At 60.9% G+C, this 25415-nt stretch carries 28 protein-coding genes; 15 read left to right on the plus strand and 13 right to left on the minus strand.

Features of this window, described 5'->3' with window-relative positions:
• Window positions 1-46 precede the first annotated feature (46 nt).
• Complete coding sequence (tolC, locus tag OKC44_RS14840; protein WP_024944694.1) at window positions 47-1372, minus strand: outer membrane channel protein TolC; 1326 nt, start codon at window positions 1370-1372, stop codon at window positions 47-49.
• Window positions 1373-1676: 304 nt separating this feature from the next.
• Here tolC and nudF point away from each other — a divergent pair, with 304 nt between their 5' ends.
• The 11 genes from nudF (at window position 1677) to parC (ending at window position 12962) form a co-directional block, all read left to right on the plus strand.
• Window positions 1677-2318, plus strand: a complete 642-nt coding sequence (gene nudF, locus OKC44_RS14845; protein ID WP_016352088.1) for an ADP-ribose diphosphatase — start codon at window positions 1677-1679, stop codon at window positions 2316-2318.
• 108 nt (window positions 2319-2426) lie between these two features.
• Complete coding sequence (locus tag OKC44_RS14850) at window positions 2427-2873, plus strand: DUF1249 domain-containing protein (RefSeq protein WP_017409511.1); 447 nt, start codon at window positions 2427-2429, stop codon at window positions 2871-2873.
• Between the two features lie 26 nt (window positions 2874-2899).
• The gene (gene cpdA / locus OKC44_RS14855) at window positions 2900-3718 is read left to right on the plus strand and encodes a 3',5'-cyclic-AMP phosphodiesterase (protein ID WP_011707475.1); all 819 of its coding nucleotides are present in this window, start codon (window positions 2900-2902) and stop codon (window positions 3716-3718) included.
• Between the two features lie 9 nt (window positions 3719-3727).
• Window positions 3728-4315 carry a YqiA/YcfP family alpha/beta fold hydrolase gene (locus OKC44_RS14860; RefSeq protein ID WP_270813697.1) on the plus strand — a complete coding sequence of 196 codons (588 nt, stop codon included), beginning with the start codon at window positions 3728-3730 and terminating at the stop codon, window positions 4313-4315.
• Window positions 4316-4317: 2 nt separating this feature from the next.
• On the plus strand, window positions 4318-4941 hold the full coding sequence (locus OKC44_RS14865) for an NUDIX hydrolase (RefSeq protein ID WP_270813699.1): 624 nt from the start codon (window positions 4318-4320) through the stop codon (window positions 4939-4941).
• Window positions 4942-4978: 37 nt separating this feature from the next.
• Entirely contained in the window at window positions 4979-5380 is a 402-nt protein-coding gene (locus OKC44_RS14870) for a GFA family protein (protein ID WP_270813701.1), read from the plus strand.
• Window positions 5381-5446: 66 nt separating this feature from the next.
• Window positions 5447-5716, plus strand: coding sequence for a DUF1656 domain-containing protein (locus OKC44_RS14875; RefSeq protein ID WP_051773537.1), 270 nt, complete (start codon window positions 5447-5449; stop codon window positions 5714-5716).
• Window positions 5709-6575 (plus strand): efflux RND transporter periplasmic adaptor subunit, encoded by an 867-nt coding sequence (locus tag OKC44_RS14880; protein WP_270813703.1) that lies wholly within the window; start codon window positions 5709-5711, stop codon window positions 6573-6575. The genes OKC44_RS14875 and OKC44_RS14880 overlap by 8 nt, the downstream gene beginning before the upstream one ends.
• 1 nt (window position 6576) lies before the next feature.
• A complete protein-coding gene (locus OKC44_RS14885; RefSeq protein WP_270813705.1) occupies window positions 6577-8586 on the plus strand; it encodes an FUSC family protein in 2010 nt (669 codons plus the stop codon).
• Between the two features lie 114 nt (window positions 8587-8700).
• Complete coding sequence (gene parE / locus OKC44_RS14890) at window positions 8701-10596, plus strand: DNA topoisomerase IV subunit B (RefSeq protein WP_017409518.1); 1896 nt, start codon at window positions 8701-8703, stop codon at window positions 10594-10596.
• Window positions 10597-10667: 71 nt separating this feature from the next.
• Window positions 10668-12962 (plus strand): DNA topoisomerase IV subunit A, encoded by a 2295-nt coding sequence (gene parC, locus OKC44_RS14895; protein WP_101149788.1) that lies wholly within the window; start codon window positions 10668-10670, stop codon window positions 12960-12962.
• An 89-nt stretch (window positions 12963-13051) separates the two neighbouring features.
• Here parC and OKC44_RS14900 read toward each other — a convergent pair whose 3' ends face one another.
• The 11 genes from OKC44_RS14900 to OKC44_RS14950 all read right to left on the minus strand — a co-directional run bounded on the left by OKC44_RS14900 (window position 13052) and on the right by OKC44_RS14950 (window position 22749).
• A complete protein-coding gene (locus tag OKC44_RS14900) occupies window positions 13052-14674 on the minus strand; it encodes a hypothetical protein (protein WP_270813706.1) in 1623 nt (540 codons plus the stop codon).
• 554 nt (window positions 14675-15228) lie between these two features.
• Window positions 15229-15603, minus strand: a complete 375-nt coding sequence (locus OKC44_RS14905) for a hypothetical protein (protein WP_270813707.1) — start codon at window positions 15601-15603, stop codon at window positions 15229-15231.
• A 58-nt stretch (window positions 15604-15661) separates the two neighbouring features.
• On the minus strand, window positions 15662-15913 hold the full coding sequence (locus tag OKC44_RS14910) for a hypothetical protein (RefSeq protein WP_045525551.1): 252 nt from the start codon (window positions 15911-15913) through the stop codon (window positions 15662-15664).
• A 237-nt stretch (window positions 15914-16150) separates the two neighbouring features.
• Window positions 16151-17053, minus strand: a complete 903-nt coding sequence (gene atcC / locus OKC44_RS14915) for a cold adaptation protein AtcC (protein ID WP_270813709.1) — start codon at window positions 17051-17053, stop codon at window positions 16151-16153.
• A gap of 11 nt (window positions 17054-17064) precedes the next feature.
• Window positions 17065-17832, minus strand: a complete 768-nt coding sequence (gene atcB, locus OKC44_RS14920; RefSeq protein ID WP_005343119.1) for a cold adaptation protein AtcB — start codon at window positions 17830-17832, stop codon at window positions 17065-17067.
• Window positions 17833-17844: 12 nt separating this feature from the next.
• On the minus strand, window positions 17845-18387 hold the full coding sequence (gene atcA, locus OKC44_RS14925; protein ID WP_270813711.1) for a cold adaptation protein AtcA: 543 nt from the start codon (window positions 18385-18387) through the stop codon (window positions 17845-17847).
• A 23-nt stretch (window positions 18388-18410) separates the two neighbouring features.
• The gene (atcJ, locus tag OKC44_RS14930; RefSeq protein ID WP_005305278.1) at window positions 18411-18695 is read right to left on the minus strand and encodes a cold adaptation protein ActJcold adaptation protein ActJ; all 285 of its coding nucleotides are present in this window, start codon (window positions 18693-18695) and stop codon (window positions 18411-18413) included.
• A gap of 279 nt (window positions 18696-18974) precedes the next feature.
• Complete coding sequence (locus tag OKC44_RS14935; RefSeq protein WP_270813712.1) at window positions 18975-19502, minus strand: protein disulfide oxidoreductase; 528 nt, start codon at window positions 19500-19502, stop codon at window positions 18975-18977.
• A gap of 3 nt (window positions 19503-19505) precedes the next feature.
• Window positions 19506-20261 carry a DsbA family protein gene (locus tag OKC44_RS14940; RefSeq protein WP_029302149.1) on the minus strand — a complete coding sequence of 252 codons (756 nt, stop codon included), beginning with the start codon at window positions 20259-20261 and terminating at the stop codon, window positions 19506-19508.
• A gap of 10 nt (window positions 20262-20271) precedes the next feature.
• Window positions 20272-22314: a protein-disulfide reductase DsbD family protein gene (locus OKC44_RS14945; protein WP_270813715.1), complete on the minus strand. Its 2043-nt coding sequence runs from the start codon at window positions 22312-22314 to the stop codon at window positions 20272-20274.
• Window positions 22315-22368: 54 nt separating this feature from the next.
• Window positions 22369-22749, minus strand: coding sequence for a hypothetical protein (locus tag OKC44_RS14950; protein ID WP_270813718.1), 381 nt, complete (start codon window positions 22747-22749; stop codon window positions 22369-22371).
• A gap of 176 nt (window positions 22750-22925) precedes the next feature.
• Here OKC44_RS14950 and OKC44_RS14955 point away from each other — a divergent pair, with 176 nt between their 5' ends.
• The 4 genes from OKC44_RS14955 (at window position 22926) to pspG (ending at window position 24993) form a co-directional block, all read left to right on the plus strand.
• Complete coding sequence (locus tag OKC44_RS14955; RefSeq protein ID WP_270813721.1) at window positions 22926-23654, plus strand: 1-acylglycerol-3-phosphate O-acyltransferase; 729 nt, start codon at window positions 22926-22928, stop codon at window positions 23652-23654.
• Between the two features lie 206 nt (window positions 23655-23860).
• The gene (gene pspA / locus OKC44_RS14960) at window positions 23861-24523 is read left to right on the plus strand and encodes a phage shock protein PspA (RefSeq protein ID WP_077095170.1); all 663 of its coding nucleotides are present in this window, start codon (window positions 23861-23863) and stop codon (window positions 24521-24523) included.
• Between the two features lie 2 nt (window positions 24524-24525).
• Window positions 24526-24732: a PspC domain-containing protein gene (locus OKC44_RS14965; protein ID WP_139392585.1), complete on the plus strand. Its 207-nt coding sequence runs from the start codon at window positions 24526-24528 to the stop codon at window positions 24730-24732.
• A gap of 42 nt (window positions 24733-24774) precedes the next feature.
• On the plus strand, window positions 24775-24993 hold the full coding sequence (pspG, locus tag OKC44_RS14970) for an envelope stress response protein PspG (protein ID WP_010636066.1): 219 nt from the start codon (window positions 24775-24777) through the stop codon (window positions 24991-24993).
• On the opposite strand, the gene OKC44_RS14975 is transcribed toward pspG, so the two are convergent.
• A complete protein-coding gene (locus OKC44_RS14975) occupies window positions 24984-25385 on the minus strand; it encodes a GIY-YIG nuclease family protein (protein ID WP_270813727.1) in 402 nt (133 codons plus the stop codon). The two genes, pspG and OKC44_RS14975, sit on opposite strands and share 10 nt — an antisense overlap.
• Window positions 25386-25415 lie beyond the last annotated feature (30 nt).

Here is a 25415-nt window from a genome sequence, read left to right on the forward strand (position 1 = left end):
AAAAAGGCGACCTGATGGTCGCCTTTTTCATTGCCGATAACGACTATCAGACTTTGGTCTTGGCTTTTGCAGTGGCAGGCATCAGACCCTGGTTTACTTCCACCAGATCCTGCGCTTCCAGCACACCGGCAGCCTGTTTCAGGCTCAGGATATTGAGGATGTAGTTGTAACGGGCTTCGGAGAGCTTCTGCTTGGCCTCGTACAGCTTGCGGGTGGAGTCCAGCACGTCGACGATGGTACGGGTACCCACTTCGTAACCCGCTTCGGTCGCCTTCAGGGCGCTGTCGGCGGAGATGACGGACTGGCTGTAGGCGCGTACCGAGCCGATGCTGGCGTTCACGTTGTTGTAGGAGGAGCGCACCGTGCTCTGCACCGAGCGGAAGTTCTTCTCCAGCAGTTCGCTGGCCGCCACGTAGTTGTACTGAGCCTGCTTCACTTTGGAGCTAGTGGCGCCACCGCTGTAGAGCGGCAGCTTGAAGGTCAGGCCGATGTTGGCCTGATTGTCATTGCCGCCCGGCATGCTATCAAGCTTGTAATCGGTATTGCTGGTTTGCAGACCTGCACCCAGATCCAGGGTCGGCTCATGGCCGGTCTTGGCCAGGTCAATCTGCTCCTTGGCGATGTCCTTGCCGATGCGGGCACTGTGCAGTTGCAGGTTCTTGTCCAGCGCCAGCTCCAGCCACTTGTCGGAGCCGAAGGCGGTCTTCTGCGGGCTGAAGCGATCGGTGTTGAGCACGTCCAGCTGACGGTGATCGATACCGGTCAGCTCGCGCAGGGTCTCGTAGCTGTTGTCCAGCGAGTTCTCGGCGTTGATCTCGTCCGCCAGCGCCTGGTCACGAGAGGCCTCGGCTTCGTGCACGTCGGTGATGGCGGTCAGACCCACTTCGAAACGCTGCTGAGTCTGTTCCAACTGACGCTCTACCGCAACCTTGTTGGCGCGCACGAACTCCAGGGTGTCCATCGCCTTGAGCACGTTGAAATAGGCCTGGGCAGTACGCAGCATCAGGCTCTGGATCTCGAGGTTGTATGCGACATCAGACTGGGTAGCCTGCTTCTCGCTGATATCCAGATTGACCCAGTTACTGCGACGATAGAGGGACTGCGACAGCGTCACTTCACCCTTGGCGTTGTTGTTGCTCTGGGTATCGTTCTTGTTTTTCAGATAATTGAGTCCGGCACCCAGATCGATCTGGGGCAGCAGAGGGGCACGGGTTTCGTTGATCTTCTCGAAGGCCTGATCGCGAACGGCTTTGGACTGCAGCAACTGCGGGTCTTTGATCTGGGCTTGCTGGTAGATGTCGAGCAGGTTTTCGGCATGGGCACCGGCACTGACGCCCAGCAACACCATGACGGACAAAAGTGTTCTTTTCATAGATCGATTTAACCTTATGTAGTAACCCAAACTGGTTGCTGGAGAGGGCAAATATTGTCACCGACCAAGCTTGATTGCAGCTTAATCACTCTACTATAAGCAAAATTTTATGATAACTGTCTCTTTTCCAGCGACAGGAACGTCAAGAACGAGGGTGAGTTTTCTCCCCCTCGTGCCTAGCCAAATGTCCTGTGGCTGCTAAAATCCGTCCCTCATCTCCGACGGGAGCGAGTGAATGAATGTTCATTCATGTTCCCGGATTTTATGGCCTAACCGAGCCAAGTCAAGCTGGCGGGAGTCTCGTATGTCGCAGCAAGCCTTGCCCCAAACCCGTCACTACTCTGCCGATGACGTAAAAATTATCGATAAATCAGCAGGATATAACGGGTTCTTCAAAGTGAACGTCTATCGTCTGCAGCACAGGTTATTTGCGGGGGGCTGGAACGAGCCCATCGTCCGCGAGCTGTTCGAGCGCGGCCATGCCGCCGCCCTGTTGCCCTATGACCCGGTGCGCGACCAGATCGTGCTGGTGGAGCAGTTTCGTATCGGCGCCATCGAGACCAGCGCCACCCCCTGGCTGCTGGAGCTGGTGGCCGGCATCATAGACCCGGGCGAGGTCGCTGAAGAGGTGGTGCGGCGCGAAGCAGTGGAAGAGGCGGGCATCGAGGTCGGCCGCTGCGAGCACGCCATCAGCTATCTGGTGAGCCCGGGCGGCAGTACCGAGCGTATCGAGGTCTACGTGGGCGAGGTGGATGCCAGCAAGGCCGAGGGGATCCACGGTCTGGCGGAAGAGGGGGAAGACATCCGGGTCCACGTGGTGAGCCGCGAGCAGGCCTATGCCTGGCTCAAAGAGGGGCGCATCGACAACGCCGCCTCCGTCATCGCCCTGCAGTGGCTGGCTCTCAATCACGGCGAGCTGCGTGCCCGCTGGCTGGCGGGGCGCTGAGGTGGCGCTCGTTCATACCCAGGCCAAGCGCTATGTGCCTGATTTGATGTCCTTGCAGCGTACTTGTGAGGTCAACTATGCATGTGCTCGGATTGATGGAGCTGAGAAATGTCGTTAGTCCAGAGCCCGATGAAGCGCTATGTGCCTGATTTGATGTCCTTGCAGCGTACCTGTGAGGTCAACTACATGACCCTGATGAAACTGCTGCCCCCGGGCGGCAGTGTCGGCGCCGAACGCCGCTATCAGGTGGGCAACGGGCTGCAGTTTCAGCTCACGGTGAGCGAGGAGAGTCGCTTCACCAGCCAGGTGATCCTGGCCCAGCACAACCCGGAATTGCCGAGTTATTTGCAGGCCCGAATAGAGATTCGTTTGTACCATGACGTGCGGATGGCGGAAGTGTGTGCGGCGCAACAGATTTCAAGGTTGCAACCACGTTATGATTATCCCAATAAAAATATGCACCAGCGGGATGAAAAGGAGCAGGTAAACCTGTTTCTGGCCGATTGGCTAAAATTTTGTCTCAGACATGGTACCAGCCTGATAAACATCCTCTAGTTGAACTCATAAAAAGAAGCGTGATTTTGGAAACAGAGCTACCCCAGGCGCAGGACGGCAGTGTGCGCCTGTTGCAAATTACCGACACCCACCTCTTCGCGAGTGCCGAGGGGCGGCTATTGGCCGTGCGCACTGCCGAGAGCCTGGCTGCCGTGCTGGAACGGGTGCAGGCCAATGACCATCCGTTCGATCTGATCCTCGCCACCGGGGATCTCTCCCAGGATCACAGTCCGGAATCCTACCAGCGCTTCGCCTCCATGATGGCGCCGCTGGCGCGCCCCATCTACTGGCTGCCCGGCAACCACGACGACGGCCCCCTGATGACCGAATACCTGCACGCGGCCGGCATCAGCGAGGCCAAACAGCTGGTGGGTGAACACTGGCAGGTGATCCTGCTGGATACCCAGGTGCGCGGCAAACCTCACGGGGTGCTGGGGGATCACCAGCTGGCGGCGCTGGATCAGGCGCTGCGCCAGCATCCCGAGCGTCATGCCCTGATCGCCCTGCACCATCAGGCGGTGCCGGTGGGTTGTGCCTGGCTCGATCAGCACAATCTCAAGAATGCCGACGACCTGTTTGCCGTGCTGGCTCGCCACCCGCAGCAGAAGACCATATTGTTCGGCCACGTCCACCAGGAGTTTGACGAGGTGCACCGCGGGGTGCGGCTGATCGCCAGCCCCTCCACCTGCATCCAGTTCAAACCGCTCTCTGATGGCTTCGCGCTGGACGAATCCGGCCCGGGCTGGCGCTACCTCACCCTCTACCCGGATGGCCGCATCGCCAGCCAGGTGTGGCGTCTGCCGGTGGGACAGTTCGTGCCCGATCCCAATGCCACCGGTTATTGAGGAGTCGCGATGAAGTCCGTTCTCCTCTATCTGCACGGTTTCAACTCCTCGCCCGGTTCTGCCAAAGCGCAGCAGATGGCTGCCTGGGTGGCTGAGCACAGACCCGATATCGAGGTAGTGATCCCGGCCCAGCCCAACACCCCGGCGGCGGCCTGGATGGCCATTGAGCAAACCATTGCCGATCTGCAGAGCTGTTATGGCAACGAATTCAAGCTTGGTGCCGTGGGCAGCTCCCTCGGCGGCTTTATGGCAACCCGGGTCAGCGAGCGATACGGCTGCCACGCCGCCCTGATCAACCCGGCGGTGCGCCCGCACGAGCTGCTTTGTGATTACCTCGGCCCCCAGACCAACCCCTACACGGGGGAGCAGTATCAACTGCTGCCTGAACACATGGATGAGCTGCGGGCGCTGGCGGTACCGGTGAGCGCCCCCGAGCGACTCTGGGTACTGCAACAGCAGGAGGACGAGGTGCTCGACTACCGCAAGGCGCTGGACGAATACCGCTTTGCCCGTCTCTCGCTGGAGTGCGGCGGCGACCACGCCTTCGTGGCGTTCGAGCGCTACCCCGCCCAGATCGTCCGTTTCCTCGGGCTCTAGCCATGCAGCCGCTGTTGGCCACCTTTCTGGAACAGGTGCTGGCCACGGCGCAAGCGGGCCTCACCTACTCCAAGGATCCCTTCGACATCGGCCGTTTCGAGGCGCTGCGAGCGGCTACGGTGGCGCTCATCGCCAGCCAGAGCGAGCTGGCACCTGAAGCCATCAGCGACTGGATCGCCCTCGATCGCGGTTATCCCACCCCCAAGCTCGATGTGCGGGCCTTCATTCAGAACGATGCAGGCCATATCCTGCTGGTGCAGGAGCGCAGCGACGGCTGCTGGACTCTGCCGGGGGGCTGGTGCGACATCGGCGATTCGCCGGCGGAGGCCGTGGTGCGCGAAGTGGTGGAGGAGACCGGTCTGGCGTGTCGGGCCGTGCAACTGCTGGCGCTGTTCGACAAGCTCAAGCACCCTCATCCGCCCCAGCTGCCCCACGCTCACAAGGCGTTCTTCCTGTGTGAGGTGACCGGCGGCCAGCTGCTGGACGAAACCGATGAAACCAAAGGGGCGGGGTTCTTTCCCATCGACGATTTGCCCCCGCTCTCCCGCCATCGGGTACTGGAGTCCCAGCTGCGAACTCTCCATGAGCACTTGCTGCAGGGGCGGCAGGATACCCTGTTTGATTGATTGGCTCGGAACCTGAACCCGTCTGCAAGGAGGTAGCATGATCAAGCGCATCGGCAATACCCCCATTCAGGAGCGACACAAGGCCAGCTGCCACTGCGGCGCCGTGGTGCTGGAGCTGACCCTGCCGGATGGCGTGGTGGATCCGCGCCGCTGCGACTGTTCGCTCTGCCGGCGCCGGGGCGCCATCGTCGCCTCGGTGCCGCTGGCCGGCATCCGCATCCTGCAGGGGGAGGGGGTGCTGAGCTGCTACCAGTTCAACACCCGCACCGCCAAGCACTACTTCTGCAGCATCTGCGGCATCTACACCCACCATCAGCGCCGCTCCAATCCGGCCCAGTATGGTTACAACCTCGCCTGCCTTGAAGGCGTCAATCCGTTCGAGCTGGGCGAGGTGCCACTGCTCGATGGCATCAACCATCCGGCGGATCGGCTGGTCTGACCGGCAGGGTCTCATCTGCTCCTGTAGCGCCCTGCGGGGCTGTGATAGTCTTGCCAGACCCGCCGCATGGCGGGCCTTGAGTCCGCATTATCTCGCTTGCCAACAGGGAGCCCGCTTGTGACAACTTCAGCACTGCCGGATCTGATCCTGGGCGCCTCTCTCTACTTTCCACCCCTGTTCAAGGCGGTGCTGCTCGGCCTGCTGGGCTGGCTGCCGGTGCACCATCTGCTGCGCGACTGGCTCTACGGCGGGGATGTCTGGCATCCCCTGCTGATGGATCTCTCCCTGTTTATCCTCGCCGTCAGCGGCGCCCTATGGATATTGCTACATGGCTAAATCACCCCTGGCGACCCTCAAATACTTCTCTACCCTGCTGGTCTGCGCGCTGGCGCTGGCGGCGGGCTGGTGGCTGTGGAACTACTACATGCAGGGGCCCTGGACCCGGGATGGCAAGGTGCGGGCCGAGCTGGTCAGCATCACCCCCGAGGTGTCGGGCAAGATCATCAAGATAGCGGTGAAGGACAACCAGCTGGTGAAGGCGGGGGAGGAGATTTTTACCCTGGATCCCGAGCCCTACCGGATCACGCTGGACAACGCCCAGGCGGCGCTGGCCAAGGCCAAATCGGATCTCGACAAGGCAGAGCACGAGGCGAGCCGGCGCAGCGGCTTGTCGCGCAGCGTCATCTCCGCCGAGGCGGTGGACGAGGCCCGCCTCAATGCCCAGGCGATGAAGGCGGCCTACCAGGTGGCCCAGGCCAATCTGGAGCAGGCCAGATGGTCGCTGGCCAAGACCCGGGTACATGCCGCGAGCGACGGCTACATCACCAACCTGCAGACCCGGGTCGGCAACTATGCCAGCGCCGGCGTGCCGCTGGTGGCACTGGTAGACATCCACTCCTTCTACGTGCAGGGCTACTTCGAGGAGACCAAGCTCAGGCACATAGCGCCGGGCAAACCGGCCGAGGTGGTGCTCTACAGCGGGGAGCAGCGGCTGCGCGGCGAAGTGGAGAGCATAGGGCGCGCCATCCACGATCAGAGCGTGGAGGGGGCCGACAACCTGCTGCTGGACGTCAAACCCAATGTGCCCTGGGTGCGGCTGGCCCAGCGGGTGCCGGTGCGGATCAAGCTGCTGGAGGTGCCGCCCGGGCTGACGCTGATTGCGGGCACCACCTGCACCATCACCATAGGGGAGTAAGGTGGCCGCCTCGCTCTGGCGCCAGACCCCCTGGGGCAAGGCCAATGGCGGCCAGTGGCGCTATGCCCTGCGCAACAGCCTGGCCATGTGCCTGTCGCTCTGGTTGGCCTTCGTGCTGGAGCTGGATTCCCCCTACTGGGCGATGACCTCAGCCGCCGTGGTGAGCTTTCCCACCGTGGGGGGGGTCATCAGCAAGAGTCTGGGACGGGTGGTGGGCAGCCTCATCGGTGCCATGGCGGCGGTGGTGATCACCGGCCTTGGCATCAGCGACCCCTGGCTGTTCAGCTTCCTCATCGCGCTCTGGTTGGCGCTCTGCACTTACATCTCCAACCACCATCAGAACAACGTCTCCTACGCCTTTGCGCTGGCGGGCTACACCGCCGCCATCATCGCCTTCTCCTGCGTCAACGTGACCGACCCGCAACACATCTTCGACATCGCCCAGGCGCGGGTGAGCGAGGTGATCATCGGCATCCTCTGCGGTGGCCTGTTGATGATGATCCTGCCCAGCACCTCGGATGGTGAGACCCTGCTGCAGTCGCTGCACAAGACCCAGGCCCGACTGCTGGAGCATGCCCAGCTGCTCTGGCTGGGGGAGGCGAGCCCGGAGGTGCGCACCGCCCACGAGGGGTTGATCGGCCAGATCCTCACCATGAACGTGCTACGCATCCAGGCGGTCTGGAGCCACCATCGGCTGCGTCGCCACAACCGGCTGCTCAACTTCCTGCTGCACCGCCAGCTGCGGCTCATCAGCCTCATCTCCAGCCAGCGCCGCATGCTGCACAACTGGCCGACGCAACCGGAGGGGCTGCAGGCGTTGCTGGAGCGGCTGCTGGTCGAGCTGGGTCAGCCCGGCTGCGACAAGTACCGCATCGCCCGGCTGCTGGCCCCCTTGGTGCCGACGGCGGCCAGCGACTACCGGCTGCACACCTTCTGGCGGCGGCTGCGCCACTTCTGCTGGAGCTATCTGGAGTGTCAGCGCTGGCTGGATCGGCTGGCCCGCTACGACGATCAGGAGTGGCCGGCACCGCCGCGCCACTCTTCGCTCACCAGCCATACCGACACGCTGGAGGCGGCCTACAACGGCGGGCGCACCTTCCTCTGCGTGCTGCTGGGCTGCGCCTTCTGGATCCACAGCCAGTGGGATGCGGGCAGCTCGGCGCTGACCCTGCTCTCCATCTGCTGCGTGCTCTACTCGGCCACCCCGGCGCCCGCCAAGGGGGCCAACACCATGCTCAAGGCGATCCTGCTGCTCAGCCTCATCTGCTTCGCGGTCAAATTCGGCCTGATGATCCGCCTCGACGACTTCTGGCTCTTTTGCGCCCTGCTGTTCCCCGTGCTCATCACCATGCAGCTGTTCAAGCAGCAACAGCCCAGGCAGGCGGTGCTGTGGGGCCAGCTCATCGTGCTGCTCGGCTCCTTTCTCGCCATCACCAATCCGCCCAGCTACGACTATCTGCAGTACATCAACAGCAGCCTGGGGCAGGCGCTGGGGGTGATGAGCGCCGGGTTGGCATTCCAGCTGCTGCGACCGAGCTCGGATCGGCGCAAGAGCCGCCGCCTGATCCGCTCCCTGCGCCGCCACTTCATGGATCAGCTGGAGCCGGCCCCGCGCCAGAGCGAGAGCCAGTTCGAATCGCTCATCTATCACTGCATCAGCCAGCTCAGCCAGAGCCAGGATCAGACCGCCCGCCTCTGGGTGCTGCGCTGGGGCGTGGTGCTGCTCAACTGCAGCCACATCGTCTGGCAGCTGCGTCAGTGGCGCGGCGAGGATCAGCCCCTCTATCTGGTGCGCGACAACTGCATCCGCTCTCTGCAGGGGATCCTCACCGAGCAGGGAGTGCAGCACGCCTCCCTGGATCGCACCCTGGCCGAGCTGCAGCGGATCAGCGCGGCCCTGGCCAACCACAGGGAGCCGACGGCGCGGGAGCTGGCCGGCATGGTGTGGCGGCTGCACAGCTCTCTCTCCCAGTTGCAGCAGGCGCTGCCGGTGGCGGCCGAGGCGCGCTGAACGGGCCGGCGGGGCGACTTACCCCGTCCGGATCAAGCTTTGCCGCCGCCGGGTTTGTCCAATACCCTCCCAACGAGTAAGATTCTCCCCAAACGTCAATTCGCAAGGCCCTCCATGTCTACTCAATACAATGCGGATGCCATTGAGGTCCTCAATGGCCTTGAACCGGTGCGTCGCCGCCCCGGCATGTATACCGACACCACCCGGCCCAATCACCTCGGCCAGGAGGTCATCGACAACAGCGTCGACGAGGCGCTGGCGGGTCACGCCCGTACCCTGGAGGTGACCCTGTATGAAGATCAGTCCCTCGAGGTGATCGACGACGGTCGCGGCATGCCGGTCGACATCCACCCGGAGGAAGGGGTATGCGGGGTGGAGCTGATCCTCTGCAAGCTGCACGCGGGCGGCAAGTTCTCCAACAAGAACTACCAGTTCTCCGGCGGTCTGCACGGGGTGGGCATCTCGGTGGTGAACGCCCTCTCCGAGCGGGTCGAGGTGACGGTGCGCCGCGATGGCCAGGTCTACGACATCGCCTTCGAGAAGGGCGAGAAGGTGCAGGAGCTGACCATCACCGGTACCTGCGGGCGCCGCAACACCGGCACCCGGGTGCGCTTCTGGCCGGAAGCCCACTACTTCGATTCGCCCAGGTTCTCGGTCTCCAAGCTGGAACACCTGCTCAAGGCCAAGGCGGTGCTCTGCCCGGGGCTCACCATCAAGTTCCTCGACAAGAACACCGGCATCAAGCTGGAGTGGTGCTATGAAGACGGCCTCAAGGATTATCTGGTCGACGCGGTCAAGCAGTTCACCTGCCTGCCGGAGCAGCCCTTCGTCGGCGCCTTCAGCACCGAGCTGTCGGCGGTGGACTGGGCCCTGTGCTGGCTGCCGGAAGGGGGCGAATGCCTCGCCGAATCCTATGTGAACCTGATCCCCACCGCCCAGGGTGGTACTCACGTCAACGGTCTGCGCCAGGGCCTGCTCGACGCCATGCGCGAGTTCTGCGAGTTCCGCAACCTGTTGCCGCGCGGGGTCAAGCTGACTCCGGAAGATATCTGGGATCGCTGCGCCTACATCCTCTCCATCAAGATGCAGGATCCGCAGTTTGCCGGCCAGACCAAGGAGCGGCTCTCCTCCCGCCAGAGCTCGGCGTTTGTCTCCGGCGTGGTGAAAGATGCCTTCAGCCTCTATCTGAACAGCAACACCGAGCTGGCCGAACAGCTGGCCGAGCTCTGCATCTCCAGCGCCCAGCGCCGGATGCGCGCCGCCAAGACGGTGGTGCGCAAGAAGATAACCCAGGGCCCGGCCCTGCCCGGCAAGCTCACCGACTGCGGCTGCGCCGACCCCATGCAAGGTGAGTTGTTCCTGGTGGAGGGTGACTCCGCGGGTGGCAGTGCCAAGCAGGCGCGGGATCGGGAGTTTCAGGCCATCATGCCGCTGCGCGGCAAGATCCTGAACACCTGGGAGGTGGAGGCCGGTCAGGTGCTCGCCTCGCAAGAAGTGCACGATATCTCGGTGGCCATCGGGCTCGACCCGGACTCCGACGATCTCTCCGGCCTGCGCTACGGCAAGGTGTGCATCCTGGCGGATGCGGACTCGGACGGTCTGCACATCGCCACCCTGCTCTGCGCCCTGTTCGTGAAACACTTCCGCGCGCTGGTCAATCAGGGCCACGTCTATGTAGCCATGCCGCCCCTCTACCGGATCGACATCGGCAAGGAGGTCTACTACGCCCTCGACGAGGACGAGAAGAACGGCGTGCTGCAGCGGGTCGAGGCCGAGAAGAAGAAGGGCAAGGTGATGGTGACCCGATTCAAGGGCCTGGGTGAGATGAACCCGAAACAGCTGCGGGAAACCACCATGGATCCCAACACCCGCCGTCTGGTGCAGCTCACCATGGGGCCAGAGGCCGAGGGGGACGAGACCCTGCAGCTGATGGACATGTTGCTGGCCAAGAAGCGGGCGAGTGATCGCCGCGAGTGGCTGGAAGAGAAGGGCAACCTCGCCATCATCTAAGCCGTCGGTCACCTGCCGACCCGCATTTCAGGCGTGCCCCCTGAGGGCGCGCCATAGCAAGAGAAAAACATATGAGTGATGCTATCGAGCTCAGTCTGGACGGGGTAGAGCGCCAGCCAATGCGCACCTTTACCGAACAGGCTTACTTGAACTACTCCATGTACGTCATCATGGATCGGGCCCTGCCGCATATCGGCGACGGCCTCAAGCCCGTGCAGCGGCGTATCATCTACGCCATGAGCGAGCTGGGTCTGTCGGCGCTGTCCAAGCACAAGAAGTCAGCCCGTACCGTGGGTGACGTGCTGGGTAAGTACCACCCCCATGGCGACATCGCCTGTTATGAAGCCATGGTGCTGATGGCCCAGCCCTTCTCCTACCGCTACCCGCTGGTGGATGGTCAGGGCAACTGGGGGGCGCCGGACGATCCCAAATCCTTCGCCGCCATGCGTTATACCGAGGCGCGCTTGTCGCGCTTCTCCGAGCTGCTGCTCTCCGAGCTCGGCCAGGGCACGGTGGAGTGGACGCCAAACTTCGACGGCACCATGAAAGAGCCGGTGGTGCTGCCTGCCCGCCTGCCGCACATCCTGCTCAACGGGGTGACCGGCATCGCGGTGGGGATGGCGACCGATATCCCACCCCACAACGCCCGGGAAGTGGCCCACGCCTGCGTGGAACTGCTGGATAATCCCAATGCTGGCCTGGATGCCCTGATGGCCCATGTGCAGGGGCCGGACTACCCGACCAATGCCGAGATCATCACGCCGCGCGACGATATCCGCAAAATCTACGAGACCGGCAAGGGTTCCATCAAGCAACGGGCGGTGTGGAGCGAAGAGGATGGCGACATCGTCATCACAGCGCTGCCCCATCAGGCCTCGGGCGCCAAGATCATGGAGCAGATCGCCGCCCAGATGGTGGCCAAAAAGCTGCCCATGGTCACCGATCTGCGCGATGAGTCGGACCACGAGAACCCGACCCGTCTGGTGATTGTGCCGCGCTCCAACCGGGTGGACGTAGAGGGGCTGATGGCCCACCTGTTCGCCACCACGGATCTGGAGAAGAACTACCGGGTCAACCTCAACATCCTGGGTCTGGACAACCGGCCCCAGGTGAAAGACCTCAAGACCATTCTCACCGAGTGGCTGAGCTTTCGCCGTGAAACGGTGCGTCGCCGCCTGCAGTATCGCCTCGACAAGGTGCTGGCCCGCCTGCACATCCTCGAAGGCTTGCTCATTGCCTACCTCAACATCGACGAGGTGATCGAGATCATCCGCACCGAAGAGGAGCCGGGCCGGGTGATGATGGAGCGCTTCAACATCAGCGAAACCCAAGCTGAGGCGATCCTCGAGCTGAAACTGCGTCACCTGGCCAAGCTCGAAGAGTTCAAGCTGCGCGCCGAACAGAACGAACTGGCGGAAGAGCGCGACAAGCTGGAACTGATCCTGGGTTCCGAGCGCCGTCTCAGCACATTGCTGAAGAAAGAGATCCTGGCGGACGCCGAGAAGTACGGTGACGATCGCCGCACCCCGCTGGTGGAGCGCGCCACCGCCGTGGCGCTGACCGAGAAGGAGCTCACCCCGAGCGAGCCGGTCACCGTGATCCTGTCCGACAAGGGCTGGGTGCGCGCCGCCAAGGGCCACGACGTCGATGTGGAGGGCCTCTCCTACAAGGCGGGGGACAACTACCTCGCCCACGCCCATGGCCGCAGCAACCAGCAGGCGGTGTTCCTCTCCACCCTGGGGAGAACCTACTCGCTGGAGGCCCACACACTGCCCTCCGCCCGCAGTCAGGGCGAGCCGCTCACCGGTCGCTTCGCGCTGGGTGCTGGCGAAGAGGTACGCCATCTGGTGATGGGTAACGAGGGCGAGCCGTATCTGATCTGTTCCGACGCCGGTTACGGCTTCGTCTGCAAATATGACGACCTCATTGGCAAGAACAAGAACGGCAAGGCGCTGCTCACCGTGCCGGAAGGGGGCCTGGTGATGGCGCCCCAGAAGATAGGCGCGCCGGACACCGATCTCTGCATGGCCATCTCCAACGAGGGGCGCATGCTGCTGTTCCCGCTCAATACCCTGCCGGTGCTCGGCAAGGGCAAGGGCAACAAGCTCATCAGCATCCCGTCCGCGCGGGTGAAGGCGCGGGAGGAGTTTGTGGTGATGGCCGCCGTCATCCCGCAGGGCCAGTCGGTCACCCTGTTTGCCGGCAAGCGCAAGCTCACCCTCAAGCCATCTGACCTTGACTACTACCGCGGCGAGCGCGGCCGCCGTGGCGCCAAGCTGCCCCGCGGTCTGCAGCGGGTCGATCGTATCGAGATTGAATCCGCCGCCGGCGCCGAGCCGGTAGCCGGGGAAAATCAGGAAGGGTAATTAATATAAAGGGCGCGAAAGCGCCCTTTATATTAAATTAGAAAATAAACCCATTACGCATGATTAGTATATTAACTAACCTGTTTTGGTTATTTTCTAGGGTGGTGTCTCCATATTAATTTTGTTAGAGGTAAACACAAACAAATAAATATAATGGATATTATGAATCCAACGATTTTTAAAGTGCTGTCTTCCTTTGGTGCTAAGTCCATAGACTGAAGTGCTGGTTGTATAAATTCAGGGGATAGTGATGCGGAGGCGAGCACGCCAAAAAAAATTGTAATTCTCTTGCTATCAATGTCTGAGGATATTCTCTCATTCAAATCCAATGATTTTCTTACACCCTCAAGCCTTTTATTTACATTTTCAATGCTTTTTGAAACAAAATCGCCACTTTTTACATTCTCTATGAAAGCCGCAATCTCACCATATTTTTGAGCTGATATTAATGATGACTCAAAATTTATTATAGATAATTCCTCTTGAACTAACTCAATTGTATTTTGACATTTCTCGATCCGCTTTTCAGCGTAGTTATAATAAATTTTTATGTATTCTCCAATCTCATTAAGTGTTAGTGTATCCGCAATGACATTGTCAAAAGTGTAAGAATCTTGAGCGTTAAGATATTCAGTCGCATTTTGAGCCATTAAAACTAAAGAAATTGAGTCACTAAAAAAATGATTGAAGTCATTGAATAATCTTATGTCTTTTGTTTTGTTTAACTGCTCTGGGGCAGGGGTTACTCGAGACATCACGGAGTCAACAAAATATTTATGAGAATTCCAATTATCAGATGATTTTTTCATTTGCCTGGAATGTTCATCGATAAAAACCACTGGTTTTGCACACCAGAAAGAACCAAGAGATGTATCTTGGAATCTTTTCTTAAACCACTTAAAATCTAACGTTATTCTCTCTTTTTCTATTGATGAAGCTAGTAGTGAGAGTAGATTTCTTGAAATATCAGTTATTGTTATTACATCAGTTTGCACAAGATTAAATAAAGTTAATTCTTCTTCCCCAAACTCTATTGTGTGGGGTCTTTCCAGGGATAATTCTATTATGTGGTAAAGCTCTTTTCTATTAATGAATTTCGTTAATAATGGCTCTTTAGATAACTCATGATTTATGGCTGCTAAGAGTAGATCTTTACAGCAAAGAAAAGAAGTGACGTTTAACTGGCTTTTGTTTATTGTATTTTCCATCAACTCTTTTTCGGTATAATTATTAAATCCTGATATGGACTTGAAGGAAAGCTGAATTGTGCCATCATCATATATAGATACTAAGGGGAGATACAACTCAAAATTGTCAGATTTTTCCGTGGCTATTGACACAGGATGCATGAAAAATCGTATTTTTGGCAATGGAAATGAATAAGAGGAATTAAATAATCTTTTTTCTGCTAGAAGCATATTAAGAGCTATTAGGAAGGCGTAATGATAGATCTGATGGCTGTTGGATTCAATAAAATCTCTGTGGTTCTCAACATGCATACCTTGTTCATTCAATGCCATTTGTATTTCTAATATATCGTGTGTTATTTTTCCATCTTTTTTATAAGATAAAGTGTTATTACTATCTAGCGACATTAAAAATACATCTGATGATAATAATTTATTAACTGACGAGATACCTCTGAAATTCAAAATACGTGATGAGTAGATATATGCATTTTCACCGGAATATCTGTCAGGTATGCTCATCATTGTATTGTCTCATTAATTTCCATTTGTTTATTTAAAATTCGGTATCCAAAAATAATTAAGATACCAATCATAATTTTTAGAGCAGTGTACTGTTGTTAGGGAGGGAATTGAAGCCTTTGAATCAGGATATGAGAGATAGGCAGGAAACATCATTAGGTGTGTGTGAAAGCTGGTTGTCGCTGTTCTGCTGGTAACTCCTCTTCTCTCTCTTTTGCTTATCGCCACGGTGCTGATGGTGCGGACGATTACGCTGCGCTAATCGGCCCTACGTGTTCCTGCTTGATTTAACGCTCTGCTGCTTGTCGATGGCTTCGGTTGGGATGGTTTGTTCCCCCTCATCCCCGACCCTTCTCCCGCAAGGGGAGAAGGGAGCTCTGCTCGTAGCTATATCGGATGACGGTGGCATTAGGGGGCTTAGAGGTGTGCGGCTTGGGTAAAGGCAACCAGAGGGCACCATGGTGGTGCGATATATTCCCTCTCCCCTTGGGAGAGGGTCAGGGTGAGGGGAAGTCGCAGTTGGCAACAACAAGCCAGGGGAATGGCAGCGCCGCAAATCAGTTGTCGAAGTTCCACTCGATGGGCAGCTCAAGATCGAATATCAGCTGATCCCCGTCGAGACGAAAGGCCACGCTGGTCTGGTGGTGGTCATATTCATCGATAAGGCGGCAGCTCTCGGCGAAGTTGGATTCGTAGCTGAGGCGGGCAGTGCCGCCGGTGTGAGCCCCGTCGATTTCCACCCCCAGTACCCGCAACGGCTCTTTCTGACTGAGCTTGACCCGGCTGTCACCCACATCCACCAGCCGCTCCAGCAGGGGGAAGAAATCCTGCTTGTGGGCCTCTATCGCCCGGGCGATGGCCTGCTCCAGTTCGGCGTGGCTGGCAAGGGGGCCATTCAGGGTGTAGCGGATCTGTATCCTTTCCTGGGTCATAAACTGTTCCTCTCGGGGGTTGCCGGCGGGATTTTCTCTTTTGGCTGCGATGGGGCGCTCAGGCGGGGATGCGACCATTGCGTACCAGGGCCCGGCGGATGTTTTTGCACATCTTGCCGAATCGGTTGATCTCGTCGAAGGAGGGCGGGATGCCGCGATCGATCTGATATTGCCAGTAGCAGAGATCCGTATCCACCAGCTCCATCAGCTTCTTGGGGCAGCCGATGCAGGTGTTGTCTGGTCCGCACTTGAAGGTATCCGGTTGGTAGAGGGGAAATTCCGCCTTCACGGCGTCGATGATCTGCTGCATCGCGGTAATGCGGTCCGGCTTTCTACTCACTGCTCGTTCCCCGGCTCTGGTATGGGGGAGTCATTATATCCTTGCCAAAAATGGGGCCAATGACGCTTACGGGGTAGTTCTCTGCCAAGGGTGGCTGTCATGGCGAGGGTTTTTGCTGTCAGTGGAATGCCGGATAGCACAACGCCCGGCAAGCCGGGCGTTGTGGGGAAAAGCAGCGGGTACCGCCCTGCAAGGGGGCATGGCCCCTTAGAAGTCGTGATAGAGCGGCCAGCCGAGCAGCGGGTGCTTGAGACCGGCGCGCATCTCGATGTTGTCGAGCTTCTCCGGCGAGGCGTTCTCTTTTTGCAGCAGCTGGTACTGGCGCACAAAGCCGAGGGTGTGCAGCAGGTTGGACACAAAGCCCGGGCTCAGCTCCTGGCGCAGGGCGGCGGCCATGTCGGCGGGTAGCGCGTTCAGCATCAGGGTGAGCTGGGCGGCGAGGTAGTCGGTGTCATACCAGCGCTCGTCGAGCTCAATCTCCCGCGCCAGTTTGCGCTTGAGATCCTGCTTCACCTTGAGCGGAGCGGCGCCACTGCCCTTGCCGCAGAGGATGCGGTAGAGCAGGGCCTCGGCCAGCTTGTCCTCCATGGTGGGGTGGTCGCTCTCGCAGGCGAAGAAGTGCTGGTCGATGAGTGCCATCAGGCGGCTCTTGTTGTGCTCGGTCAGCGCCTTCTCGTACTCCTGCCACCCTTGCCACTCTTCCACGTCCGGCGGGCTCGAGATCTTGTCCAAGAGCCGCGCATCAACGTCACCGTAGAGGCTGTTGCCAGCCTGCTTGGGGCTGACGGTGATGAGCATCGACCAGCCCTTCTGGAACGGCTTGATGGGGCCTTCCGGCGCCTGCAGCAGCGCCAGCGCCTTGGCCGGATCCCGTTGGGATAGCTCCTGCAGGCCGAGGCTCACCACGCCGATGACGTCGTGGGCGGCCTGCTCCAGCAGGTGCATCTTGTACTTGTTGTAGTACTTGTCGGCGAATTTGAGGCTCATCAGCACCGCCTTGCCCTTGATGGCGGCCAGCTGTTGCTCGGTCAAACGTTCATTGTCGCGGCCAAAGCGCAGCACCTGGGTCAGAAAGGGGCCCTGGTTGGCATCGCGAATGACTAACTGCATGAATGGGCTCCTTAATCCAGAAAGCTGAACATGTCGTCGACGTCGCCGTACTCGTCTTCCTCGACCTTGTTCTTCTCTTTGGCCTGCATCACCAGCTCGGCGGCAAACTTGTTGATGATGCCGTCCCAGCTGGAGTGTTCATTGCGCAGCAGCGCCTTGATGGCTTTCTCCACTTCGGGGGCCAGCTCGCGAATGAGCATCAACAGGCTTCTCGGGTCATCCAGCGCGTAGTCGTGGACATCCTCGCTCTGCTGGCGCTCGCTGTAGCGCAGGGACTCTTCAAGATCTTCCTCTTCGGCGTGCAGCACGTCGCGATAGCCTTCGTCCTCTTCATAGCGATCGCCGCGATAGAACTCGATAAAGGGGATGGCGAGGTAGAAGAGACCGGCCGGATCTTCGGCCACGCACTCGAGGATCTCGCGCTGCTTGGCTTCGCTATCCTGGGTGCGGATCAGGTAGTTGAGGAAGTCGAAGGTGTGCTGTTGCAGCTCGTCGGCGTTGTTCTTGATCGCCTCTTCCCAGTAGAGGGGCTGCTGGCAGACGATGTCGCGGATCCGCTCCGGGGTCATCAGCTCGGAGATGATGGAGGGGAAGGAGATGTCGTGCTGGCCGTTGATTTGGGTCAGGGTAACGATATCAATGTTTTCAATCACTTCTGCCAGCTGGTCGTCAGACATGGTCTTGGCGATCAGCTCGAACTTCTCGCTGGCCTGCTTCGGCTCGATAACGGCCAGCTCTTTGATCTCGATGGCGGTAATTTCTATCAGACTGTTGCTCATGCCTTGCCCCAATTAGAAACGGACTTCGTCGTACATATCCTGCTCGCCGTCGTCATCACCATAGCGGTCGCTGCCGCCATGGTAGTCGGCGTCGGCATCTTCCCCGTCTTCCTCTTCTTCGTCGCGCAGCTCATAGTCGTCATCACCGCGGTGGCTGCCGCGCGGCAGCGGGTTGTCGAGCAGGAACAGCACGGCGCAGGCTTCCATTAGCTGCTCTTCGCTCTGGGCCCGCACCGCCTTGACCAGCGGCAGGACGGCGTTGTTGAAGCCGACGCTCACTTTGAATTCGTCCCAGCTCGGCTGTTCGCCGCTGGCGAGCCACTTGTTCCACTGCCCCTTGGCCTTGGCCGGGAACTGCACCCGGCCATAGAGGGCGAGCGGCAGGTATTCGGGCATGAACTCCAGCATGCTCATGTCGGCCAGCAGCAGGGCCTTCATCTGGTCGGTGAACTGCTCGAGCCCCTTGGGGTCGTCCTGATCCCGGTAGGATTCGATGTTTTCACTGGCATCGCTTTGCAGGGCCTTGAGCCGTGCCTGGTCCCATTTATTTTGCATAGTCGCTCTTCTTGCCTGGTGGCTCAGGGGTAGAACTGGTCCCACATCTCCTGCATGGCAGCAGCGGGATCGGTCACGATGACGTTGTTGAAATCCTTGATAAAGGCGGCCCGCTGTTTCGGATCGGACAGTACTTCATAAGCCTGCTTTACCTGGTGCAGCTTGAGGGCTGCCTGCTCTTTCTCTTCTTCGCTCGCCCCGTGCAGCTTGTCGGGGTGGTACTGGTTCGACAGCCGTCGATAGGCTTTTTTGATGTCGTTTTCACTGGCGTTGGACTTGACGCCCAACACCCGGAAGTAGTTGTTCATGACGGATCCTGCCTCACTGGCATCGTGGAATTGACCCTGCGCTGGCCTGGCGGCGGGGCTCTTGGCAAACCAGGCTCGGCAAAAACCCGACATTTTAACGCAAACAGGCCGCCATCGCCATGAATAGGAAGCGAACAGATGGGCGTGCGGGTGGCGTCGTGCGGGGCCTCGTCAGGGGAGGTTTGGGGCCGTTTGTGACTATTTTGTCAGTTCCATGGCGACCCATGTGTGACAGGGGTTGAAAAAACGCCCGGACTGGCCGGGCGTCGAGGTCATGGTTCAGCGCAGGCTGGCCCACAGCAGGCGGGCCTTGAGCCCGAGCCATGAGCTCCAGCCGGTGGTGCTGCTCACCAGCGTCCCATCCTTGATGATGAGGAAGGTGGGGGTGACCCCCACCTGCCAGCGAGCGGCCAGCGCCCCCCGCTCATCGTTGTGGGTGGGAAAGGCGAGCCCCTTCTTCGCCATCCCGGCGCGCAACTGGTCATCGCTGCCGGAGCGCAGCGCCACCGTCAGCACGTTTTCACCCTGTTGCCAGAGCTGCTCCACCGTGGGGGTGGTGAAGCGGCAGACACCGCACCAGCTGGCCCAGTAGTAGACCAGCAGCGGCTTGCCGCGGCTCTGCTCGGCCAGGCTGGTGGTGGTGCCATCCTGCAGGGTGAAGGGGGCCGCCATGGCCCCCGCCGGCAGGGTGGGGCTGCGCCACAGATCCAGCAGGGTGGAGATGACCAGCGCCATCAGCAGCAGCCAGAGCGCCTCCTTGCCCCAGCGGCGCCAGCGGGGTGGTTTTACGACTGCATCCTCCGCCATGGCTTAGCTCCGCTTGGCCAGCTCGGCTTTCACCAGCTGCTCCAGCTCGTCATAGGGCACGGCACCCGGCACCAGCTGGTTGCCGATCAGCGTCGCCGGGGTGCCCTGCACGCCCAGCAGGGTGCCGATGCGCAGGCTGTTGCGCAGCTCCTCGGTGGCCTTGGCATCGGGCTTGAGGGCGGTGTTGCCGGTGGCCGCCAGTGCCTTGTTGATGTCCGCCTCGGTCAGCATCCCCTGCTTGCTCATCAGCTTGTCGTGCAGGGCGAGGAAGCGGGCCGGCTCCTGCTGCCACAGGGTCAGGCTGTACTGGGCCGCCTTGGCGGAGCTCTGCCCCTTGAACGGCAACAGCTTGATCACCAGCCCCAGATCGTCGGGATAGGCCTTGAGCAGCTTGGTCAGCTGGGGATCGAACTGCTTGCAGTAGGGGCAGTTGTAGTCGGTGAACAGCACCAGGGTCAGCTTGGGGTGCTTGGCGCCGAGGCGCGGGCTGGTGGTGCTGTTGAACAGCACATCCTGATTGCCCTTGATGAAGTCGCCGAGCTGGGCCTCCTGGGCGGCGGCGTTCTGCTTCTCCCAGGACTCGGCCGCCTCGTCGAGGATCTTGGGGTTGGCGACCAGGGTCTCGCGAATGAGCTCCTTGATGCGTGCCTCCTGCTCCGGGGTGAAGGGCGCCGCCTGCAGCAAGGGGGCGCAGAGGGTGCCGGCAACCAGGGCGGTGCAGAGGGTCAGGGTGCGCAGTTTCAGGGTACGCAGGGTCATGGGATTCTCCTTAAAAATGGGGGGCATCGGCCTGGACGAGGCCGGCCTGGTGCAACACGTCGAGCAAGTCAGCCTTGTCCAGCAGGGGCGAGAGGATCTCTCCCTCTGGCAGGCCGGGCCCGTAGATCTGGTTGAAAGGGACGGCGGCCGCGCCGCGCTGGCGCAGGAAGGCGGAGATGGCATCGCTCGGCCGGCTCCAGTCGCCGCGCAGGGCCACCACGTCCGGGGCCGACAGGGCGCTCTGCACCTCGTCACGCAGCAGCACGTTGTACTTGTTGGCCTTGCAGGTGACGCACCAGTCGGCGGTGACGTCGACGAAGACCCGCTTGCGCTGGGCCAGCGCATCGACGATGGCCTGTTCGGAGAGCGGTTGCCAGGCAATGCGATCGACGCTGCCCGACCCCTGCGCCGTGAGGGCGCCCCCCAGCAGCAGGGCGCCGCCGATGAGTGCCGAGAGAGAGAGGGCCAGCGTGAAACCGCGCATGCCATAGCGCCAGAGGATGCCAATCAGCAGTGCCAGCAGCATGGCGGCCATCAGCCAGCCGGTGGCCGTGCTGCCCAGATGGTTGCCAAGCAGGCTCGCCAGCCAGAGGCTGGAGCCCAGCATCATCAACCCGAGCAGGATGCGCAGTCGCCCCATCCAGCGGCCCGGTTTGGGTAGCCAGAGGGCGAGGCGCGGCAGGGCCGCCACCAGCAGCCAGGGCAGGCTCATGCCAAGGCCGAGCGCCGTGAAGATGAGCCAGAGCTGGCCGAGCGGCGCCGCCAGCGCAAAGGCCACCGCGGTGCCGAGGAAGGGGGCCGAGCAGGGGGTGGCCAGCAGGGTGGCAAAACTCCCCTGCAGGAAGTGGCCACCGAGCCCCTTGCCGCCGCTGGTGGCGAGGCGAGTACTGAGATTGCTGGGCAGGCGGATTTCGAACAGCCCCAGCAGGTTGGCGCAAAACAGCAGGGTCACCGCCACCATGAAGCCGATGAAACCGGCGCTCTGGAACTGGATCCCCCAGCCGACGGCGCCCTGGGTCGCGCGCAGCAGGCTGCTCATGGCCGCCAGCACCCAGAAGGAGGCAATGATCCCGGCGCTGGCGGCGAGGAACTGCTTGCGCACCTGTCGCTGTTCGCTCTTCTGCTGCTGCAGCACGGTACCCAGTTTCAGGGCCAGCACCGGCAGCACGCAGGGCATCAGGTTGAGGATGAGACCGCCGAGCAGCGCCGCCCCCAGCAGCCAGATGAGAGGCTGGTTTGGGGCCGGCAGGGCGAGGGGATCGGCGATGGTGGCGCGGGTCTGCCAGGCCTCATCGCCGCTGCCGAGCAGCAGGCTGAGGGATTGACCACTCAAGTCAGGGGCATCCCCCTGCCAGCCATCGCTGACCGGGACCCGGGCAATCAGGGTGTTGCCACTCACCTCGAGCGCGGGCTTGCCGAACTCGGCCCCCTCCAGCGCATCGATGAAGAGCGCAGGCGCCTGCCAGCCCTCTGCCCGCTCGGCGCGCAGTTGCAGCTGGTTGTGCTGGTAGCCGAGCTCGATCCGGGTGTCGGCAGGCAGCGTCTGCGGCAGGGTGCTCATGGTCTGGGCCCAGGCGAAGTCGAAACCGGCCGGCGCCTGCCCATCCACCGCCAGGGTGAAGGGGTAGTCGGTCAGGATGCAGACGTTGCTGCAGGTGGAGAGGCGCAAGGTGCCCTTGAGCGGCTGTCCGGCCGGGTAGTCGAGGCTCAGGGGAAAGCGCACCTGTTGCTGATAACCCTGGGTGCTGAGCCCGGCCACCTCGAAGGGGCGCGGCGTGGGCCAGTGCCACTGGAAGTCGCCGACCGGCTGATCCCACAGGATCTGGGGCGCTATGCCCCCTTCACCCGGGCTGCGCCAGTAGGTTTTCCAGCCGGACTCGAGGGCCACCTCGAGCAGGATGCGGGTGTGGTCAGGGACGCTGCGGTCGGCTTGCAGCCTGACCTTGGCGTGATCGTTCTGGGGGCTGGTGAGCCAGCCCGTATCGCTGGCCAATCCGCTGGATTGCCACAGCAGGCAGCCCAGCAACAGGCTCGCCTTGAAGAGAGTTGACATAGATGTTGTCTCGCAAAAAATGAATGACAGCAGGCTGAAAAAGCGCGGCTGAACTCATTCCCGCCAGACACAGAGGGTGAGGTGAAGTCGTCGTTCGGGGGGCGACACGGCCCGTGGCGGCGGCAGTTGCGGCGTGTAGCGCCAGAGCGGGGCCAGCAGCGCGATGAGCAGGGCCACCGCAAAGAACAGCTGCTCGAGGCAGAGCAGGGTGGTGGCGCTCAGCCACTTGCCGTTGAGCTGGCAACTGCTGGGCTGCACACTGGCGGGCGTGCCCTTGTCGGCCTTGTCGTCGGCCGTGACGAAGGAGGGCAGGGCCTGACAGCTGAGAGCGTGATCGAGCAGGGCCAGCCGGGCCAGCGGCTGGGCAGCGCAATTGAGCACCAGCAGGCAGACCAGCAGCAGGAGTCGTTTCGCCACGCGTTGTTGGTGAATCATGCTCGCCCCGTTCATCAAGATGGCCACATCCTAACGGCCAACGCCGGGTGGGGCAAGCCGCCGTCCGTTTTAAGGCAGAGGGGCGGGTGGCAGGGGTGGTCAGTTCTGTTTGGCGAACGCTTGTTCGCTAAAAGGGGGACCAGTATACTGCGCCGAGTCAAAATCCGAGGTGTTCGATGCTCAAACTTGCCCGTGTGCTGCTGCTTGGTCTGCTGCTCATCTTCTGGTTCCTGTTCGGTCTGCTGCTTTGCCTGGTGCGTCCGCGCCATCCCAACAACGTCTATGTCTTCGCCCGCATGTACCATGCTGTCTGCCCGCTGATCGGCCTCAAGGTCCGGGTGACGGTGGCCGACGAGGTCAAATCGGTGGGGCCGGCGGTCTACGTCTGCAACCACCAGAGCAACTACGACATCTTCACCGTGACCGGCGCGGTGCAGCCCGGCGTGGTGGCGGTGGGCAAGAAGAGCCTGCTGTGGCTGCCCTTCTTCGGTCTCATCTTCTGGCTCTCCGGCAACGTGCTGATCGACCGTTCCAACCGCTCCCGCGCCATCGGCACCATCGGCCAGGTGGTGGAGCGCATCAAGAATCGCGGCACCTCCATCTGGATGTTCCCGGAGGGAACCCGCTCCAAGGGGCGCGGCCTGCTGCCGTTCAAGGCGGGCGCCTTCCACACCGCAGTACAGGCCGAGGTGCCGGTGGTGCCCATCGTCTGCTCCAGCTACTTCGGCCAGATCGATCTCAACCGCTGGGACAACGGCGAGGTGCTGCTGGAAGTGATGGCCCCGGTCTGCAGCAAGGAGCACGGTGCCGCCGGCATTCGCGATCTCTCCGACAACTGCCGCGCCCGGATGGAGGCCAAGCTGGTCGAACTGGACAGCAAGCTCGGCCATCCCCGGGCCACCTGAGTACGCCGCTGATTGCATGAGGGAGCCGCCGGCTCCCTTTTTTATTGGTGAAAATCACCACTGGATCGGTATTTTTCGCCACAAAGACGGTATTGAAAATATCTGATAAAACCTCATCTATATGTAAGTAAAGGGAAAATCATCTTGGCACGGCTCTTGTAATGTCATGGGAAGAGATAGCCATCCCATCAACAAGGAGCCAGACCATGAGCGTATTTAGCCGCCTGACCGACGTGATCAATGCCAACTTGCACAGCCTGCTCGACAAGAGCGAAGAGCCGGAGAAGATGCTGCGGCTGATGATCGAGGAGATGGAGCAGGTCCAGGTCGAGATGAGAACCCAGGCCGCCCGCGTCATTGCCGAACAGAAGCAGCTGGAGCGTCATCAGCAGGCGTTGCAACACCAGATCCTGGAGTGGTCGGCCAAGGCCGAACTCGCCATCCAGAAGGGGCGCGAGGACCTGGCCCGGGCCGCGCTGACCGAGAAGCTGGCCGAGGCCAAAAAATGCGAACAGCTGGAGCAGGACAAGGCGCGGGTCGCCGAGGTGCTGGCTCAGCTCACCGCCGACAGCGAGCGACTGGCCGCCAAGCTGACCGAGGCACGCGAGAAGCAGAAGCTGCTGACCCTGCGTGAACAGACCGCTCACAGCCGGCTGCGGGCCCGTGCCCAGGTAGACAACCAGCGCATGCACGAGCTGATGGCCCGTTTTGACGGCTTTCAGGGCCGGGTCGATCAGCTGGAAGCCCAGCTGGAGGCTGCAACCCTGGGGCAGAACCCCTCGCTGGAGGCCCAGTTCCGCGAGCTGGAACTGAACGACGAGATTGAACGGGAGCTGGCCCGCCTCAAGGGTCAAAAGGTGGAGGCATAACCATGACGCCCTGGCCGAAGGATCTTGCCCATCGCAAGCTGACCGGGGTCTGTGCCGGCATCGCCAGCGGGCTGGGGCTCTCCAGGGTGACGGTGCGGGTCGTGGCCCTGATGGCGCTGATCCTGATGCCACCCCTGGCGCTGGCCGCCTATCTGCTGGCGGTGCTGATCATGCCGCCCCGTCGTGAATTGAAGCGCTGGCTGGATTGACCCCGGGTCACTCAGCGGCATTAACCCAATGAGGAGCAAAACATGCTGGAATTTATCGTCTTGATGCTGGTTCTGGTCGGCATGGCGCTGGCCGGGTTCACTGTGCTGGCCATGCTGCTGGTGAGTGGCGTCTTCGTGCTGTTTGGCGCCTTGGCCGGCATGTTTGCCCTCATCATCAAGCTGGCGCCCTGGTTGCTGGTGCTGCTGGTGGTGTGCTGGTTCATCAGCAGCCGGCGCAAGCAGGCTAATACCTACCGTTGACGCTCCCTGTTACCGGATCCTTCCTTGGCCGCTGCGTACCGCGGCCTTTTTTGTGTGCGGGTGTCGGCCAGCCAGGACTGGCTGCAGGCGAGCCAGCGCTCCGGCTGGGTGATCAGCTGCTCCTTGAAGGCCTTGCTCTGCTGCTTGAGCCGGTATTCGAGGCGCAGTGCCGCCCCCTTCTCGCCGACGGCCTGCTGCCACGCCAGGGTCAGCGGCCCCTTGCCACGCAGGGCGCGGGACCCCTTGCCGCTCTGATGCTGACGCAGGCGGCGGACCGGGTCCGTGCTGATCCCGGTATAGAGCAGGCCGCTGGCGGTGCGCACCATGTAGATGAACCAGTGGCTGGCGGGCGGACTGGCAGCCGGTTCGGCGCCGGGAGCGGGTTCTCTCATTCGATCTCTCTGTGCCACACTCAAGAGCAG

This window comes from Aeromonas sp. S41-2 (assembly GCF_027705845.1).
In the GTDB taxonomy this organism is placed as follows: Bacteria; Pseudomonadota; Gammaproteobacteria; order Enterobacterales; family Aeromonadaceae; genus Aeromonas; species Aeromonas hydrophila.